Genomic DNA, 17,326 nt, shown 5'->3' with positions numbered 1-17,326 from the left:
GCCGCAGACAGTGGGGGGTGCAGGGGTCTAGTCGACGAGTTCGCGTTCACGGCGCGGGAAGGCCACGCGCCGGACCCGCGGGGTGCGACTCAGCTTCGCCCCCTCGACGTCCACGTTCGGCAGCAGCCAGTCCAGCCAACGGGGAAGCCACCAGGCGGCCTTGCCGAGCAGAGCGAACAGGGCGGGCACGATCGCCATCCGCACGATGAAAGCGTCGAAGAGGACGGCGATCGCCAGACCGAAGCCGATCATCTTGATCAGGTCGTTCTCCTCCATGATGAAGCCGGAGAAGACGCTCGCCATGATGATCGCGGCGGCGGACACCACGCGCCCGCCGTACCGGAATCCGGTCACGACCGCCTCGTCGGGACTCGCCCCGTGGACGTACGCCTCGCGCATCCGGGTCACCAGGAAGACCTCGTAGTCCATCGCCAGGCCGAACACCACACCGATCATGAAGATCGGCATCGTGCTCATCACCGGGCCGGGCTGGTCGACACCGAAGACGTCGGCGAGCCAGCCCCACTGGAAGACGGCGACGACAGCGCCCAGTGCGGCGCTCACCGACAGCAGGAAGCCGAGCGCCGCCTTCAGCGGTACGAGGACGGAGCGAAAGACCACCATCAGCAGCAGGAACGCCAGGCCCACCACCAGGGCGAGGTAGGGCAGCAGGGCGTCGTCGAGGGTCTGGGAGAAGTCGATGAACATCGCGGTCTGGCCGGTCACCAGGATCTCAGCACCGGTTTCGGTCTCCAGGCCGCCCGCGGCGTCGCGGATCGAGCGGACCAGGTCCTCGGTGCGGCCGTCGCCCGGCCCGGTGTCGGGAATGACGTTGAGGATGGCGGTGTCGCCCGCCTCGTTGACCGTGGCCGGGGAGATCGAGGCAACCCCCTCCTCACCGGAGAGCTTCTTGCTCACGTCCTCGGCCGCGGGGGCGGCGTCCTTCGCGGTGACGGTGAGCGTGAGCGGGCCGTTGAAGCCGGCGCCGAAGGACTCCGAGAGGATGTCGTAGGCCTTGCGCTGCGTGGTGTCGGGAGCCATCGTGCCCTCGCCGGGCAGTCCGAGCTCCAGGCTCGCGGCCGGCACCGCGGCGGCGCCGAGTCCCACCACCCCGACGAGCAGCACCGCCACCGGGTGGCGCAGCACGTAACCCGCCCAGCGGGCACCGAGGTTGGGCCTGGCCTTCGCGGCCCTCTTGGCGGCCTTGCGCTGCTTGCGGGCCGAGAGCGGCTTACCGTAGTGCTGTCGGCGGTCACGGCGTCGCAGCACCTTGACCGGGGCGAAGCCGAGCAGGGCGGGTACGAGGGTGACGGCGATGAGGACGGCGACGGCGACCGTGCCGGCCGCGGCCAGTCCCATCTTGGTGAGCATCGGGATGTTAACGACGGTCAGGCCGGCGAGCGCGACGATGACCGTGAGCCCGGCGAAGACGACGGCCGAGCCGGCGGTGCCGGTGGCGCGGCCCGCGGCCTCCTGGCGCTCGTGCCCCTCGGCGATCTCGGCGCGGTAGCGGGAGACGATGAACAGTGCGTAGTCGATGCCGACCGCGAGTCCCAGCATCAGCGCCAGGGTGGAGGTCGTGCTGGACAGGCCCAGGGTGGTGCCGAGGGCGGTGATGCCGGAGATGCCGACGCCGACGCCGATCAGGGCGGTGAGCAGCGGCATGCCGGCGGCGATCATGGAGCCGAAGGTGATGAGCAGGACGACGGCGGAGACGGCGATGCCGATCTTCTCCCCGGTGCCGCTCATCGTGGCGTCCACGACGACCGCGTCACCGCCTGCTTCGACACTCAGGCCGGCGGTGCGGGCCGTGCCGGTCGCCCGGGTGAGCGCGTCGTGCGCCGCGTCGGTCAGTTCCGGGGCCGCGACCTTGTAGGTGACGACGGTGTAGGCGGTGGTGCCGTCCTTGCTGACGGCGTTCGCCGTGAACGGGTCGCTCACCCGGGCCACTTGCGGGCTCTTGGACAGGTCGGCGACAAGTGCGGTGACGCGGGCCTTGTGCTCGGGGGCGGAGATCTTCCCGCCGTCCGGTGCGCGGACGACGACCCGGGCGGATGCGCCGTCGGCGGAAGCGGCCGGGAAGGAGTCCTCCAACAGGTCGAAGGCCTTCTGGGACTCGGTGCCCGGCATCGAGAACGTGTCGGCGGGAGGCGGTGGCGCGGTGGAGGCCGCGAAGCCCGCCCCGCCGAAGACCAGCACCCACAGCAGCGCGGTCAGGCCGCGCCGCCGGAAGGCGAAGCGGCCCAGTTTGTACAGGAAGGTAGCCACGGCGAAAGGACTCCCATGGGGATCGGCGGGGACGCACGGAGACGGAACGCGGCGCGGCACACGACTCCACGGACACACGTCACGCGGCACACGAACGAAGACGGGACGCGAGCGGGACGGAAACGCGGGCAGGGGCACACGCACGAACAAACCGCGTAAGCGGTTTCAGTCAGGGTAGGGCGGGAGTGCCGGGCACTTCAAGCGCCGAGAGCCTGGCTCCAGGCGGCCTCCAGCGAGTCTCGAGCGCGCCTCCGGGATCCGTTCCCGGAGGGCGCCGGCCGGCCGCCGGCCCGGCTCCGCGGGAGGCGGAACCGGGCTGGGAGACAGGCTCGATGACGGTGCGTCACGCCCGTCGGGACAGGTGCGAGCGGCCGCGGTCAGCGGCCGGCCGTGCTGTCCGCTGCCTCCTTCTGCGTGCTCTCCTCTCCCGTACCGGCCGGCTGCGCGGTGGTCCCGGTGTCCGCGGCGGCCGCCTTGCCTCCCCTGATGAGGAACAGGGCGAGTACGGCGGCGCCGACGACGCCGGCCGCGCCGGACAGGAAGCTGGCGGACATGGCATCGGAGAAGGCATCGCGGGTCTGGTCGAGCAGGGTGGCGTTGCCGTCGCGGGCGGCGATGGCGAGCGCGTCGACGATCGAGTCCTTGGCGGGCCCGGGCGCCGAGCCCGGCATCGCGGCGGTGTAGGTGCCCGACAGGACGGCACCCAGCACCGCCACACCGAGCGCGGCACCGGCCTGCTGGATGGTGTCGTTGAGGGCGGATCCGACGCCTGCGTGCTCCTCCGGCACCGCGCCCATCAGGGCGGCGATGACGGCGGGCATCGCCAGGCCGCTGCCCGCGCCCATCAGCACCATGGCGGTGATCAGCGGCCCCCAGCCGTCACCGACCGCGAGCGTGGACAGCACGCCGAACCCGGCCGCGATCAGGAGCAGTCCGGCCACCGCGACGGGGCGGTTGCCGGTCTTGGGGATCAGACCGGCTCCGACGCCGTTGAAGGCCAGGGTCGCCACCGCCAGCGGGGTGAAGGCCAGGCCGGTCTCGGTGGGCGTGTATTCGAGGACGTACTGCAGATACTGAGTGAGCACCAGCATCAGTCCGCCGTTGGCGAAGGTCAGCAGGACCAGGGAGAAGCTGGCGCCGGTGAAGATCCGGTTGCGGAACAGGCTCAGCGGCACCATCGGCGAGTCGACGCGGCTCTCCCAGATCGCGAACGCCCCGAGGCCCAGGACGGCCAGCGCGAGCGAGGCCTGCGTACTGGTGTGGCCGAGGCCGTCCTTGGGCAGTTCGTTGATCGTCCAGACCAGCGCGGCCATGCCGACCATGGAGAGCACCATGCCGACCGGGTCGGCCTTGCGCCAGGGCCCCTTGGACTCCTCCATCAGGATCAGGGCGGCGATGATGGCGAGTACCGCGATCGGGATGTTGATCAGGAAGACGGCACCCCACCAGAAGTGGGCGATCAGCACACCGCCGAGGACCGGGCCGCCGACCAGGCCGACCATGGCCACCGCGCTCCAGGCGGCGATCGCCTTCGGCCGCTCCTCGTCGTCGAAGACGGTGATGAGGATGGACAGGGTGCTCGGCATCACCAGCGCACCGCCCACACCCATCAACACCCGGGCGAGGATGAGCTGTTCGGGACTGTCGGCCCAGGTGGCCAGCACCGATGCGGCGCCGAAGGCCGCCAGACCGATGATCATGATCTTCCGGCGGCCGTATCGGTCGGACAGGCTGCCGGCGGACAGCAGCAGGCCGGCGAAGACGAGCATGTAGGACTCGATGATCCACTGAATGTCCTGGGCACTCGCCGACAGGTCCTCCGCCAGGGGCGGAACCGCCACCGTGAGCACCATGTTGTCGATGACCAGCACCAGCGTGCTGAGGCAGAGCACGATCAGGATGAGCCAGCGTCGCGGATGACGTTCCATCAGGAAACCTCTCGAACAGTGTGGCCGTGCGGCCGAAGAGCCGCGCGCAGTGGGGAACTTGAGACATATAAAACCAGCGTCGCGGTTTTTTAGCTAGCCGCCAGTCCCCTTTCGGCCATCCGCCGTGGCACTCCGAACACTGTGCGAACTACCGCACAGTGGAGGGCTGTTGTGGGGCTGGAGCCCTGAGTGCGGGGTGACCCGAGCGAGCCGGAACGGCATGCAGCCGTCGCCGGGCCCGGTCCTGCGGGCCGGGCCCGGCGACGGCTACTGCGGCGGTGGCGGACGACCCGGCCGGTGGTGCGATCCGGATGCCGGCCTGCCACACGTGCGGCACACCGTGGGTGGGGTGCCGTCCTGCGGCGCCCCGGCTTGTGGCCGGGCACCTTGGTACTGCGCCGCGGATGACGGCGCGTTGTGGAGGGACGCACGCGGCGGCGTCCGGGCCGAGCCGCCCCGGGCCGGGGCACCGTGGAGGCTCGGAAGCTGTGGAGAGGCGCCCGCAGGGGGCGGAGGTCAGGACGCCACTTCGGTCAGGGCGCCACGCCGGTGAGGGGCAGGCCGGTCTCCTCGGGCAGCCCGAGGGCGATGTTCATCGACTGCACCGCACCGCCGGCGGTGCCCTTGGTGAGATTGTCGATGGCGCTGACCGTGGTGATCCGCCGCGCGTTCTCGTCGTAGGCGACCTGCACCTGCACGGAGTTGGAGCCGTACACGGCCGCGGTCGCCGGCCACTGCCCCTCGGGCAGCAGATGCACGAACGGCTCGTCCGCGTACGCCTTTTCGTAGGCAGCCCGTACGGTCTCCTGCGTCACGCCCGCCTTCGCCCGCACCGAGCAGGTGGCCAGGATGCCGCGGGGCATCGGCGCCAGGGTGGGGGTGAAGGAGACGGTGACCTTCTCACCCGCCGCGGCGCTGAGGTTCTGGGACATCTCCGGGGTGTGCCGGTGGCCGCCACCGACGCCGTACGGGCTCATCGAGCCCATCACCTCGGAACCCAGCAGATGCGCCTTGGCGGCCTTGCCCGCCCCGGAGGTCCCGGACGCGGCGACGACCACCGCATCGGCCTCGGCGAGCCGGCCGACGTAGGCCGGGAACAGGGCGAGCGAGACGGCGGTCGGATAGCAGCCGGGGGCCGCGACGCGCCGGGTGCCGGCCAGTCGGGCGCGGGCGCCGGGGAGTTCGGGCAAGCCGTAGGGCCAGGTCCCGGCGTGCGGTGTGCCGTAGAACGCCTCCCAGTCGGCGGCGCTGTCCAGCCGGAAGTCGGCGCCCATGTCGACGACCAGGACGCCGGGGTCCAACTGCCGGGCGATGGCGGCGGACTGGCCGTGCGGCAGGGCCAGGAACACCACGTCGTGTCCCGCCAGAACCTCTGGAGTGGTCTCCTGCAGGACACGGCCGGCCAGCGGCGACAGGTGCGGCTGCAGCGCACCCAGGTCCTGGCCGGCGTTGGCGTTGCCGGTCAGGGCACCGATCTCGACCTCGGGATGTGCCAGGAGCAGACGCAGCACCTCTCCCCCGGCGTATCCGCTTGCTCCGGCCACTGCTGCTCGTACGGTCATGACGTCTCCCCCGTTGCGTGACTGGTGTTGTGCCCGTCCGGGACGGCCACCTTGCGTGGTGCTGTGCACGGCTCTCACCGGTGAGCGAGCTGCCCGGCGCCCGGCGCCGCTGCCCCGGTCGTCTCCTGCCACCGGGCGTGGACCTGGTCCAGGGCCCGGGGCAGGATGTGCAGGAACGCGGCGATCTCCTGGTCGGTGACGGTCAGCGGCGGGGCGAGGCGGATCACCTGTGGGGCGACGGCGTTCACCAGCAGGCCCGCGGCCTCGGCCGCCTGCTGCACCGCCACGGCGAGCGGCTCGGTGAGCACGATCGCGCGCAGCAGTCCCGCTCCGCGGACGCCGGCGACCAAGGGGTGCGCGAGGGCTTGGATGCCGCGGCGCAGTGTCTCGCCCTGTCGTGTGACGTGCGGCAGGAGGTTGTCGTCGGCGATGGTGTCCAGGACCGCGAGGGCGGCGGCGCAGGCGACCGGATTGCCGCCGAAGGTGGTGCCGTGCGAACCGGGCCCCAGCAGGTCGGCGGCGGGCCCGAAGGCGAGGGTGGCGCCGATGGGCAGTCCGCCGCCGAGGCCCTTGGCGAGGGTGACGATGTCCGGTTCGACACCCTCATGGGCCTGGTGTTCGAACCAGTGGCCGGTGCGGCCGATGCCGGTCTGGACCTCGTCGAGAACGAGGAGCGTGCCGGTGGCCCGGGTGATGTCCCGGGCGGCGGCGAGGTAGCCGGGCGGTGGGACGACCACGCCGTTCTCGCCCTGGATCGGTTCGATGACCAGCAGGGCGGTGTCCTTGGTGACGGCCCGTCGCAGCGCGTCGGTGTCGCCGTAGGGGACGAAGGTGACGTCGGCCGGATAGGGACCGAAGGGGGTCCGCTTGGCAGGCTGGCCGGTCACCGACAGGGCGCCCAGGGTACGGCCGTGGAAGCCGCCGGCGGCGGCGACCGTGTGCGGACGGCCCGTCAGGCGCCCGACCTTGATGGCGGCTTCGTTGGCCTCGGTGCCGGAGTTGCAGAAGAAGACCCTGCCCTCCCGACCGGTCAGGGCGAGGAGCCGTTCCGCGAGCAGGACGGGCTCACGGGCGATGAACAGGTTGGAGACGTGGCCGAGGCGGCCGATCTGGTCGCGGACGGCGCCGACGACGGCCGGGTGCGCGTGTCCGAGCGCGTTGACGGCGATGCCGCCGACGAAGTCGAGGTACTTCTTCCCGTCCGCGTCCCACACGGCGGTGCCCTCGCCCCGGACGAGCGCCAGGCGCGGGGTTCCGTAGTTGCCCATCAGCGATGTCTGCCAGCGCTGGATGAGCTCCGTACTGCCGGGCTCGCTCATGGGGTTCCCTCTTCCTCGTCCGGCACGACGACCGTGCCGAATCCCTCGTCGGTGAACATCTCCAGCAGCACCGCGTGCTGGATGCGGCCGTCGATGACGCGGGCGTCATCGACGCCGTTGCGGACCGCGTGCAGGCAGCCGGCCATTTTGGGCACCATGCCGCCGGCCAGGCCGGGCAGCATCTTCTCCAGCTGGCCGGCGGTGAGTTGGCCGATGACCTCACGGCTGTTGGGCCAGTCGGCATAGAGCCCTTCGACGTCGGTGAGGACCATCAGGGTCTGGGCACCCAGCGCCGCAGCGAGTGCCGCAGCCGCCGTATCAGCATTGACGTTGTAGACATGTCCGTCGTCCTGGGAGTGGGCGATCGAGGAAATGACCGGGATACGGCCGTCGGCGAGGAGCGCCTCGATGGCGCCGGTGTCGACGCCGGTGATCTCGCCGACGCGGCCGATGTCGACCAGCTCGCCGTCGATCTCGGGCCAGTGCCGGGAGGCGGTGATGGTGTGGGCGTCCTCGCCGGTGAGGCCGACGGCGAGCGGACCGTGCTGGTTGAGCAGGCCGACGAGTTCGCGCTGGACCTGGCCGGCGAGGACCATGCGCACGACGTCCATCGCCTCGGGGGTGGTCACCCGCAGGCCGGCCCGGAATTCGCTGACCAGGCCGCGCCGGTCGAGTTCGGCGCTGATCTGCGGGCCGCCGCCGTGGACGACGACGGGCTTGAGGCCGGCGTGGTGGAGGAAGACGATGTCGTGGGCGAAGGCGGCCTTGAGCTCGTCGTCGACCATGGCGTTGCCGCCGAACTTGATGACGGCGATCTGGCCGCGGTGGCGGATGAGCCAGGGCAGCATCTCCAGGACGGACTCGGCCTTGGCGAGGGCGGGGTGCTGGAAAGTCTTCATGACGAGTACGCGCTGTTCTCGTGGACGTACTCGGCGGTCAGGTCGTTCGCCCAGACGACCGCCGAGGCGGGACCGGTGGCGAGGTCGGCGGTGATGCGGACCTCCCGGCCGCGCAGGTCGACCGCCGCGCGGTCGGCGCCGATGGCGCCGTCCTTGCACAGCCACACGCCGTTGAAGGCGACGTTCAGGCGGTCCGGCTCGAACGCGGCGCGGGTGGTACCGATCGCCGCGAGCACACGGCCCCAGTTGGGGTCCTCGCCGTGCAGTGCGCACTTGAGCAGGTTGTTGCGGGCGATGGTGCGTGCCACCTCGACGGCGTCGTCCTCGGTGGCGGCACCGACGACCTCGATACGGATGTCCTTGGAGGCGCCCTCGGCGTCACCGATGAGCTGACGGGCGAGGTCGTCGCAGACCGTGCGGACCGCGTCGGCGAACACGCCGGCCGCGGGCACGACGGTGGAGGCGCCGGAGGCCAGCAGCAGCACGGTGTCGTTCGTGGACATACAGCCGTCGGAGTCGATCCGGTCGAAGGTGAGCCGGGTCGCCTCCCGCAGCGCCGCATCCAGGGCGGGGCTGTCGAGGTCGGCGTCGGTGGTGAGCACCACGAGCATCGTGGCGAGCCCCGGCGCGAGCATGCCCGCACCCTTCGCCATCCCGCCGACGCTCCAGCCCTCCCCCTCGTACACGGCCGTCTTGTGCACGGTGTCGGTCGTCTTGATGGCGACGGCGGCCTGTTCGCCGCCGTCGGCGGCGAGCGCGGCGGCGGCCGTCTCGACGCCGGGCAGCAGCTTGTCCATCGGCAGTCTCACACCGATGAGACCGGTGGAGGCGACCGCGATCTCGTCGGCGCGGTGACCGAGGACGCGGGCGGTGTGCGCGGCGGTGGCGTGGGTGTCGTCGAGGCCTTCGGGGCCGGTGCAGGCGTTGGCACCACCGGAGTTGAGGACGACGGCGCTCACCGCCCCGCGGCTGAGAACCTGTTTGCTCCACTGCACGGGCGCGGCCTGCACCCGGTTGGACGTGAAGACGCCCGCGGCGGCCGTGCGCGGACCGTTGTTGACCACCAGGGCCAGGTCCGGATTGCCGCTGTGTTTGATTCCGGCTGCGACGCCTGCGGCCGAGAAGCCCTGCGCTGCCGTGACGCTCATGGCGAATCTCCTATGGTGGAAAAGATGTTGGTGACATGAGGGGGGCGAGAGCGGCTCCCCCGGAAAGAGAAGGGATTGCCGACCGCGTCGGATACGCGGCGGCTGTTCCCCGAAAGGGGGAGCCGGGGGGTCCTCTCGGCGCGGTCCGCCGTACAACGGCGGGCTCATCTTTCTGCCGCCTGGATGAGCTTTCCGAATTTCTCTCATCGGCTGCCGGCGGGCCGCCTTTCGGCCGCTCTCAGCCGGAACTCGACCGTCCGTCAAGCGGCCGGAGGCACACGTCGTGCCATTCTGGTCCTTCGGTGCCGGCCGTCCTGTCCGCAGGACAGCGGGCGGGTCCGGTCCGGGGAACGGATGCCCTTCGACCTCCGGCGGACCGGTGACGAGGATGGACGGACCGACCGGCCCTGGAGGAGTCCACGGTATCTCAACCAAGGCTCCGACAGGCCGAAATACCCTTGGAATGCGGGCTGGTGAGACTGTCCATCCCGCAGCGTGCTCGGATCATGGGGCGGCTCCCACCGGGAAGCCGCTCGTGAACGGCTTGAATTGGAGTGGACGATGAGCAGCAATCTGTTCGACGACGCGGACGGCCGGTTCTTTGTTCTCGTGAACGAGGAGGAACAGCATTCCCTGTGGCCGTCGTTCATCGAGGTTCCCGCCGGCTGGCGGGTGGTGTTCGGTGAGGACGGTCACGCGCAGTGCCTGGAGTTCATCGAGCAGAACTGGACCGATCTGCGGCCCAGGAGCCTGCGGGAGGCGATGGCCGGGTAAGGGGCTGCCCGCGGCGGCCCGGCTTCGGCCACAGGACCGGCGAACGGCTCGTCAGCGCTGCTGGCGGGCCGTTCGTGTGTCTGCGGCCCCTCATCCTGCGACCGCGGCGTGCTCGGGGCGGGGCACGGGCTCCGGGGCGGGGCGCGTGGCGAGGACGGAGTCGGCGATCTCGCCGCTGCGCACGGCGATGTTCGACAGCAGCGCGGAGGACAGTCCGTGGGTGTGCTCGGTGCCGCCCTGGATGTAGATGCCGAAGGGCAGTTCAGGGGCGAGAAGGCGGTTGTCGCGTTCGACGCGGTGGCGGCCGGCCGCATCCCGTAGGCAGTAGCGGTCGAGGTCGCCCAGGAGGCGGCTGGGCTCCATGGAGTCGTAGCCGGTGGCGAAGACGATCGCGTCGACGTCGAGTTCCTGGGTGTGGCCGTCGAGCAGGGTGTCCAGCAGGACGCGTGTCTCGTCGCCGGCCCGCTTGACCTCCCTGACCCGGGTCATGTTGAGGAAGTGCAGACGCTTCGTGCCGTCGACGTCCTCGGCGTAGGAGCGCCGGTACAGGTCGCGGATGACGTCGGCGTCGACCACGGAGTAGTTGGTGTTCTTGTGGTAGCGCCAGAACGACTCCCGTGCCTGGTCGGTGCCGTAGTAGTAGTCGTCGACGGCGGCCGGGTCGAATATCTGGTTCGCGAACGGGGTGTCGTCGGCGATGGAGTATCCGTACGACGGGAAGATCGCCGACACCTGGGCGTGCGGGAGGCTGTCGTAGAGGAAGCGGGTGATCTCGGCCGCGCTCTGTCCGGCGCCGACGACCGCGACGCTGGTGAGGTCGCGGGGATTCATGCGGCGGTACTTCTCCAGGAACTCCGAGCTGTGCCAGACGCGTTCGTCGCGTTCCATGCCTTCGGGCATGCGCGGGACGAGTCCGGTGGAAATGGCGACGTTGCGGGTGAGGACCTGGCGCCTGGCGCCGGTGGTGGTGTCGCGGGCCTCGACCACGAGGTGGCCGGGCCGGCCGTCGGCTCCGTCCGGCGCGAGCCGCACCGAGGTGACGTCGTGGCCGTAGTGGACTCGGTCGGTGAAGTTGGCCGCCGCCCACTCCAGGTACTGGTGGAACTCCAGCCGGGTCGGGAAGAAGTCCATGTTGTTGACGAACCGGGCCAGCCGGCCCGACTCGTGCAGATACGACACGTAGCCGAAACGGGACACCGGATTGCGGAAGGTGGCCAGGTCCTTCAGGAACGAGATCTGCATGGTCGCCGACGGCAGCAGCATGTTGCGGTGCCAGCCGAACGCGGGCTGCCGCTCGAAGAAGACGGCGGTGGCCGGGTGCGCCGGCACATTCTCCCGGTGTTCGTCCAGGGAGATGGCGAGCGACAGATTCGACGGGCCGAAACCGATGCCGACCACGTCGTATACCTCGTGTGCACGAGTACTCATAGAGAATTCTCCCGCTTGTGTAGCTGTGACTGGGCCCCGCCGTTCTGCGGCGGGTTGATTGTTGTACCCACAAGGCCCCTGATCAGGAAAGGCGTCGACTGTCGTCGAGTTCACGGTCGGTGGTCTCGGAATCTCAACCGGTGGATCCGGGAGTTCGTGGTGGGGCAGGAGAACACCGTGAATCCAACGTAGAGCGGCCGGACTTGGTGTGCAAGAGTTCCGGCCGTCGCGCCAGATTCTTCTGTCCTGTCGACAGTACATCGGTGTCCCGGCCGCTGATTCAATTGACAGTTCCGCTCAATGCACCGGTAGCGTCGGTGACTTGACCCCTCCTCGCGATGAATCCGCGACGAATCACCGAAAGGGTGGATGTCAGATGTTCGTTCCCCGCCAATACCGAGAACCGCACCGGTCGTGGATGACCGACGTGATCCGCAACAATCCGATGGCATTGATGACGAGCAACGGTGTGGCCGACGGGGATTCACCCGGTGCGCCGTTCGCAACGCATCTGCCGGTCATTCCGAATCCGGAGACCGGTGGGGAATGGCCGGAGGACCTGTCGGGTACGACGCTGCTGGGCCATATGAACCGGGCGAATCCGCACTGGGCGGCACTGGGCACGGGAAGTCCGGTGCTGCTGGTGTTCACCGGTCCGCACGCCTATGTCTCGCCGACCGTGTACGGGACGACGCCGGCCGCACCGACGTGGAACTTCACCTCGGTGCATGTGCACGGTGTGATGGAGAAGCTGGAGTCACGGGAGGAGACGCTCGAGGTGGTGCAGTCCACCGTGCGGGCCTTCGAGGGCGACTTCGGCAACGGCTGGGACATGTCGGAGTCGATCGGCTACTTCCACAAACTGGCGCCCGCGGTAGGCGCGTTCCGGGTCCGGGTGGTGCGCGCGGACGGCATGTTCAAGCTCAGCCAGGAGCAGGCGGGTGAGGTGCGGGAGCGGGTGCAGCGCTCATTCGCGGACCGGGAGTGCGGCCGGCACCAGGCGACGGCGAAGCTGATGAGCGAGCTGCCGTGTGCACGGACCTGAGCCGGTCCCGCCGCCGTGGCGGCGGGGGGCGGAGATAGCGGCAGGGCCCGCACCCGGGGACGGGGGCGGGCCCTGCGGCCGGGTGAGGAGGGGTCAGGCGCTGAGGCCGGCTTCCCGGGCCAGCCGGCCCCGGTCCTCGGGTTCTTCCAGGGCGCGCCCGGCGGCACTGTCGAGGGTTTGCAGGACCCACTGTTCCAGGCCCAGTCCGGACTGTTCGGCCGCCTTGTGCCACCACTGCATGCGGCTGCCGGGCAGAGCGAGACGCCGGGTCGTCTCGAGCGGCACACTCCGGGGCTGGTCGCCACCGCGGGCGATGCGCAGCGCGGTGCGGAGCTGTTTGGTGGTCCAGGTGTTCTGCTCGGCGCGGTCGAGCCATGTCTCCTGCTCGTCGACGGGCAGGGACGCGATCTCGGCGTGGTGCTGGAACGTCAGGGCGGCCCGGCGCCGGCCGGTGGGGAACCGGCGGGCCACCCAGGCGTAATTGCGCAGGGTCTGGTACTGCAGCCCGGCGGCGCGGATGCCGCGCTGGTAGCGGTCGGTGTAGTGGTCCTTGCCGTAGACCAGCCAGTCACCGAGCCACCAGGAGGAGGAGTCGACGATGCCGGAGAGCTGGCGGCCCGCCTGCTCCCAGTCCTCGTAGGTCATGGCGCCCGGTATCTGCAGAGCCACCTTGGTGGTGAGGACCTGAACGCGGCGCGGCTCCTCGCCGCTGCGGCGCTGCGAGGACAGTGCCTGGGGGCGGCGGCGGAACGGGGCGACGTTCGCGCCGTCGAGGCCCGGGGTGCTGGGGGTGGTCATCGTGCCTCCTGGTGGAGCGTGAACGCGTGCGGGCGTCGCCGTCCGTTCCCGGACGGGCGGTGTTGTTCAGGGGTGCGGCAGCGGTGGTCGGATGCGGCTCGGTGCCGGTCACCGTCGCGTCGTGCGGTGCCTGGCTGTCCTGTCCACACCCGTCGACCACTCCCCCCGTTCGCCTCGACCACAAAACCTCCCACGTGCTGGCGGCCACCGGCCGGCTGGAAGGGCCGCCCCCGGCCGGGCGCGTTGCTCGCGCGGGGACATCCCTCACTGACGTAAGGAATCGAACACCGAGCCGCGCAAGGGGGGCGCAACACGGCGGTGGGGGCGCCGTGTTGCGCACGTGTTGCGGGTGGAGGGGTTTCCTCGTCGGTGACGGTTCGCCGCACTCGCCGGCGCCGCGGGCATCCGCCGGGTGCGTGCGGCAGACCGTCGGGCACCGTGCCGGCCGGCCCTTGCGGGGGCGGCGGTGCAAGGTGCCGCTCCCCCGCCATCGAGAACCCCGCCATCGAGAAGAGGCCCGAAGATGACCATCACCCATGCGCAGGCGTCCACCGAGAGGACCGGCGCCCGCACCGAGCAGGCGGCATCGCTCATCGGCGGTGCCCGCGAGCGGATCGACGCGCTCGACAACCGCATCATCGGTCTGATCCGTGAGCGGATCGCCTACTCGGCCATGATCCAGGACGCGCGGATCGCGTCGGGCGGCCGCCGGGTGAACCTCTCGCGCGAGACGCAGATCCTGTCCCGCTACAACGAGGCCCTGGGCAAGCCCGGCACCACGCTGGCGTTGACGCTGCTGGAGCTGGGGCGGGGCCGTATCTGATCCGCCGCAGGGCGACGTGTCAGGGCCCGGCCGCAACTGCGGCCGGGCCCTGACACGTCGCCCTGCGCTGTGGGGACGTGGCAGTGCCCTGCGGCCCGCCGGGAGGTCCGGCGGGCCGCAGGGCTCTTCTGTGGGTGTGAGGGCTAGGACCCGGTGACGGCGGCGGCGAGTTCGGCGATCGTCTGACGCCGGAAGACGTCCTTGGCGGAGATCGTCAGTCCGGCCTTGCGTGCCTGCGCGACCACCGTGATGCCCAGGATCGAGTCACCGCCCAGTTCATAGAAGTTCTCGGCGATGCCGACCTGCTCGACGCCCAGGACGTCGGCCCAGATGGCGGCGAGGACCCGTTCAGTGTCGGTGCGCGGTGCGGGGCCGCTGTCGGGGTCCGCGGTGTGCACGGGGGCCGGCAGCGCCTTGCGGTCGATCTTGCCGTTGGGGGTGAGGGGGAAGGCGTCGAGGGCGACAACAGCGGACGGCACCATGAACTCCGGCAGCCGGCCGGCGACGAACTCGCGCAGCTCGGTGGTCTCCACCCGGCGGCCCGCGGCGGGCCGTACATAGCCGACGAGGCGCTTGTGGTCGCCGTCCTGGAGGGCGATGACGAACGCGGCCTCGATGTCCGGGTGCTGGACCAGGACCAGTTCGATCTCGCTGGGTTCGATGCGGTAGCCGCGGACCTTGACCTGGTGGTCCACCCGGCCGACGTATTCGATGGTGCCCTGCGCCGTCCAGCGCACCAGGTCCCCTGAGCGGTACATGCGGTCGCCCGGGACGGCGGCGAACGGGTTGTCCAGGAAGCGTTCGGCGGTCAGCTCGGGACGGCCCAGATAGCCGCGGGCGACGCCGGGGCCGGCGATGTACAGCTCGCCGACGACACCGATGGGCACCGGGTTCAGCCGTTCGTCCAGGACGTGGACGGCCGTGTTGGCGAGAGGGCCGCCGATCGGCACGGGGGTGGTGCCGTCGGCCTCGCGGACCTCGTGCCAGGTGGCGAACGTGGTGGTCTCGGTGGGGCCGTAGACGTGCAGCAGGCGCTGCGGCGGGCGGGCCGCCAGGACCTGCGCGACCCGGGCGGAGTTGACGGCCTCACCGCCGAACAGGACGTGCCGCAGGGTGGCGAAGGCGCTCGGATCGGCGGCGACGACCTGGTTGAAGACGGCGGTCGTCAGGAACAAGGTGGTGATCTCGTGGCGGGTCAGGGCGAGCATCAGAGCGGCCGGGTCGAGCAGGGTGTGCTTGTCGATGACGACCAGACGGGCGCCGGTGACCAGCGGTGCCCAGATCTCGAAGGTCGCCGCGTCGAAGGTGGCGTCCGCGCCCTGAGCGACGACGTCGTCCTCGCGCAGCGCGACGTAGTCGGCGTTGCACACCAGGCGGGTGATCGAGCGGTGTTCGACCACCGTGCCCTTGGGGGTGCCGGTGGATCCGGAGGTGTAGATGACGTAGGCGGCATCCCGCGGCGAGACGCTGACGTGCGGCGCGTGCACGGGCTGCGCGGCCAGTGCCTCGCGCTGTTCGTCCAGGCAGATGGTAGTGACGGCGGTGTCGGGGAGCTTGCCGGTCAGGTGCCGCTCGGTCAGGCACACCGCCGCCCGGGCGTCGTCGAGCATGAAGCTCAGCCGGTCGCCGGGGTAGTCCGGATCGAGTGGCAGGTAGGCGCAGCCGGCACGCAGGACGCCGAGGAGGGCGGCGAACAGTTCGGGGCCGCGTGGCAGGCACACGGCGACGAAGGACCCCGGCCGCACCCCGCTGTCGAGCAACAGGTGAGCCAGCCGGTTGGCCCGTTCGTCGAGTTCGGCGTAGGTGGTGGTGACGGTGCCGTGGACGACGGCGACCGCGTCGGGCCGGGCGCGTACCTGGTCACCGACGAGGTCGTGCACGCCGCGGTGGGCGGGGAAGTCCCGCTCGTTGACCGCCCAGTCGGTGTTCACCAGGCGGTGCTCGTCGGCGTCCAGCAGGGGCAGGTCGCCGACGGGCCGTGCGGGGTCGGCGACCGCGGCGCCGAGCAGCACCCCCAGGTGCCCGGCCCAGCGTTCGACGGTGGCGGCGTCGAACAGGGCGGTGTCGTACTCCAGGACACCCGTCAGGTCGCCGGCGGAGGTGGTGGTGAACTCGACGGTGATGTCGTGGGCGGGGGCGGGCCAGGAAAGGTGGAACTCGCTGACGCGCGCGCCGGGCAGGGTGTACGCGGGGGGCGTCTCGCGCAGCAGCACCATGGCCTGCACCAGCGGACGACCCGCCGTCCCGGAGCCTTCGGCGAGTTCGGAGACGAGTCGGCCGTAGGGCACGTCCTGGTGCGAGAGGGCGTCCTGGACGGTGCGGACGCTGTCGGCGACCAGGTCGGCGAAGGGGGTGTCCGGGTGCACCGTCTGCCGCAGGACCAGGGGGTTGGCGAAGTGGCCGACCACGTCGTGCTGATGAGGGTGGCGACGGCCGGGGGCCAGGGTGCCGACCGCCAGGTCCTGCTGCTGGCTGTAGCGGGAGAAGAGGACCTGGCAGGCGGCGAGGAGGCCGTCGAACAGGGTGCCGCCCTGCTCGCGGGCAAGTCCGCCCAAGGCGTGGGCGACAGAGGCGGGCACACGGAAGTCGTGCCGGGCGCCGGGCGTGGTGCGTGCGGCCGGCCGCGGCCGGTCGGTGGGCAGGCGCAGTGTGGGCAGGTCGGCGAGCCTCTCACGCCAGCAGTCGAGCCGGGCGGCGATCTTGGCGTCGGTGAAGCGTTTGCGCTGCCAGGCCGCGTGCTCGCGGTAGTGGCCGGTGGGTGCGGGCCGGGCGGGCCGGCCGGTCAGCGCCGCCGTGTACAGCTCGGCCAGGTCGGCGCCGAGGAGGTCCTTCGACGCGCGGTCCACGGCCAGGGGGTGCAGGCACAGCACGAGGACATGCTCGCCGGCGGCGACATGAGCGTGCAGGACCCGCAGCACCGGGCCGGCCGCGAGGTCGAACGGTGCCGTGGCCAGCTGCCGTACCCGCTCCTCCAGCCCCGTCGCGTCGGAGCCGGTGAGATCGGCGAACTCCGGCTCGACGGGCCCGAAGAGGCCGGCGGGCCACACCCGCATGCCGGGTGCGCCGTCCACCATGTGGTACGTGGTGCGCAGCGGTTCGTGCCGGTCCACCAGCTGCCGCACCGCCTGGGCGAGCGCGGGGCGGTGGACCTCGCCGTGCAGACGCCAGCCGAGGACCACGGGCGGCTCGGCCGCCTGCGGTGGCCGCCGGTACAGCTCCTCCTGGCCCAGCGACATCGGCAGCACGGCCGGCGCGGCCTCGGGCGGGACGGGGCGGGGGTGCGGCTGGTCGTCGAGCAGGGTGGCGGAGCCCGTCGTCAGGTCGGTCATCTCGT

The 17,326-nt window shown here is 71.0% G+C and carries 12 protein-coding genes; 3 read left to right on the top strand and 9 right to left on the bottom strand.

The features are described from left to right. Positions 1–27: 27 nt before the first annotated feature. From RPQ07_RS35470 to argJ, 6 genes are all read right to left on the bottom strand, one after another. On the bottom strand, positions 28–2,268 hold the full coding sequence (locus RPQ07_RS35470; protein WP_313948371.1) for an MMPL family transporter: 2,241 nt from the start codon (positions 2,266–2,268) through the stop codon (positions 28–30). 377 nt (positions 2,269–2,645) lie between these two features. Then, positions 2,646–4,196, bottom strand: a complete 1,551-nt coding sequence (locus RPQ07_RS35465) for an MFS transporter (RefSeq protein WP_313948370.1) — start codon at positions 4,194–4,196, stop codon at positions 2,646–2,648. A 533-nt stretch (positions 4,197–4,729) separates the two neighbouring features. Beyond that, on the bottom strand, positions 4,730–5,758 hold the full coding sequence (argC, locus tag RPQ07_RS35460) for an N-acetyl-gamma-glutamyl-phosphate reductase (protein WP_313948369.1): 1,029 nt from the start codon (positions 5,756–5,758) through the stop codon (positions 4,730–4,732). A 74-nt stretch (positions 5,759–5,832) separates the two neighbouring features. Then, positions 5,833–7,077: an acetylornithine transaminase gene (locus RPQ07_RS35455; RefSeq protein WP_313948368.1), complete on the bottom strand. Its 1,245-nt coding sequence runs from the start codon at positions 7,075–7,077 to the stop codon at positions 5,833–5,835. Next, complete coding sequence (gene argB, locus RPQ07_RS35450) at positions 7,074–7,976, bottom strand: acetylglutamate kinase (RefSeq protein ID WP_313948367.1); 903 nt, start codon at positions 7,974–7,976, stop codon at positions 7,074–7,076. Before argB ends, RPQ07_RS35455 begins: the two co-directional genes overlap by 4 nt. After that, positions 7,973–9,124 carry a bifunctional glutamate N-acetyltransferase/amino-acid acetyltransferase ArgJ gene (gene argJ / locus RPQ07_RS35445; RefSeq protein ID WP_313948366.1) on the bottom strand — a complete coding sequence of 384 codons (1,152 nt, stop codon included), beginning with the start codon at positions 9,122–9,124 and terminating at the stop codon, positions 7,973–7,975. The genes argB and argJ overlap by 4 nt, the downstream gene beginning before the upstream one ends. Positions 9,125–9,685: 561 nt before the next feature. On the opposite strand from argJ, the gene RPQ07_RS35440 reads away from it, so the two are divergent. Continuing rightward, positions 9,686–9,898, top strand: a complete 213-nt coding sequence (locus RPQ07_RS35440) for an MbtH family protein (protein ID WP_313948365.1) — start codon at positions 9,686–9,688, stop codon at positions 9,896–9,898. 90 nt (positions 9,899–9,988) lie between these two features. Here RPQ07_RS35440 and RPQ07_RS35435 read toward each other — a convergent pair whose 3' ends face one another. Then, a complete protein-coding gene (locus RPQ07_RS35435) occupies positions 9,989–11,326 on the bottom strand; it encodes a lysine N(6)-hydroxylase/L-ornithine N(5)-oxygenase family protein (protein ID WP_313948364.1) in 1,338 nt (445 codons plus the stop codon). Between the two features lie 376 nt (positions 11,327–11,702). Between RPQ07_RS35435 and RPQ07_RS35430 the strand changes: the two genes are divergently transcribed. Next, the gene (locus tag RPQ07_RS35430; protein ID WP_313948363.1) at positions 11,703–12,371 is read left to right on the top strand and encodes an FMN-binding negative transcriptional regulator; all 669 of its coding nucleotides are present in this window, start codon (positions 11,703–11,705) and stop codon (positions 12,369–12,371) included. A gap of 93 nt (positions 12,372–12,464) precedes the next feature. Here RPQ07_RS35430 and RPQ07_RS35425 read toward each other — a convergent pair whose 3' ends face one another. Continuing rightward, positions 12,465–13,169 carry an LmbU family transcriptional regulator gene (locus tag RPQ07_RS35425; protein WP_313948362.1) on the bottom strand — a complete coding sequence of 235 codons (705 nt, stop codon included), beginning with the start codon at positions 13,167–13,169 and terminating at the stop codon, positions 12,465–12,467. A gap of 523 nt (positions 13,170–13,692) precedes the next feature. Here RPQ07_RS35425 and RPQ07_RS35420 point away from each other — a divergent pair. Continuing rightward, on the top strand, positions 13,693–13,992 hold the full coding sequence (locus RPQ07_RS35420; protein ID WP_313948361.1) for a chorismate mutase: 300 nt from the start codon (positions 13,693–13,695) through the stop codon (positions 13,990–13,992). Between the two features lie 143 nt (positions 13,993–14,135). On the opposite strand, the gene RPQ07_RS35415 is transcribed toward RPQ07_RS35420, so the two are convergent. Next, positions 14,136–17,321, bottom strand: coding sequence for an amino acid adenylation domain-containing protein (locus tag RPQ07_RS35415; protein WP_313948360.1), 3,186 nt, complete (start codon positions 17,319–17,321; stop codon positions 14,136–14,138). Between the last annotated feature and the right edge of the window lie 5 nt (positions 17,322–17,326).

Origin of the sequence: Streptomyces sp. AM8-1-1 (genome assembly GCF_032229325.1) — a bacterium.
Classification (GTDB): domain Bacteria; phylum Actinomycetota; class Actinomycetes; order Streptomycetales; family Streptomycetaceae; genus Streptomyces; species Streptomyces achmelvichensis.
Note: the sequence above shows the minus strand (reverse complement) of the source record. Positions and strands in the feature narration are given on the sequence as shown.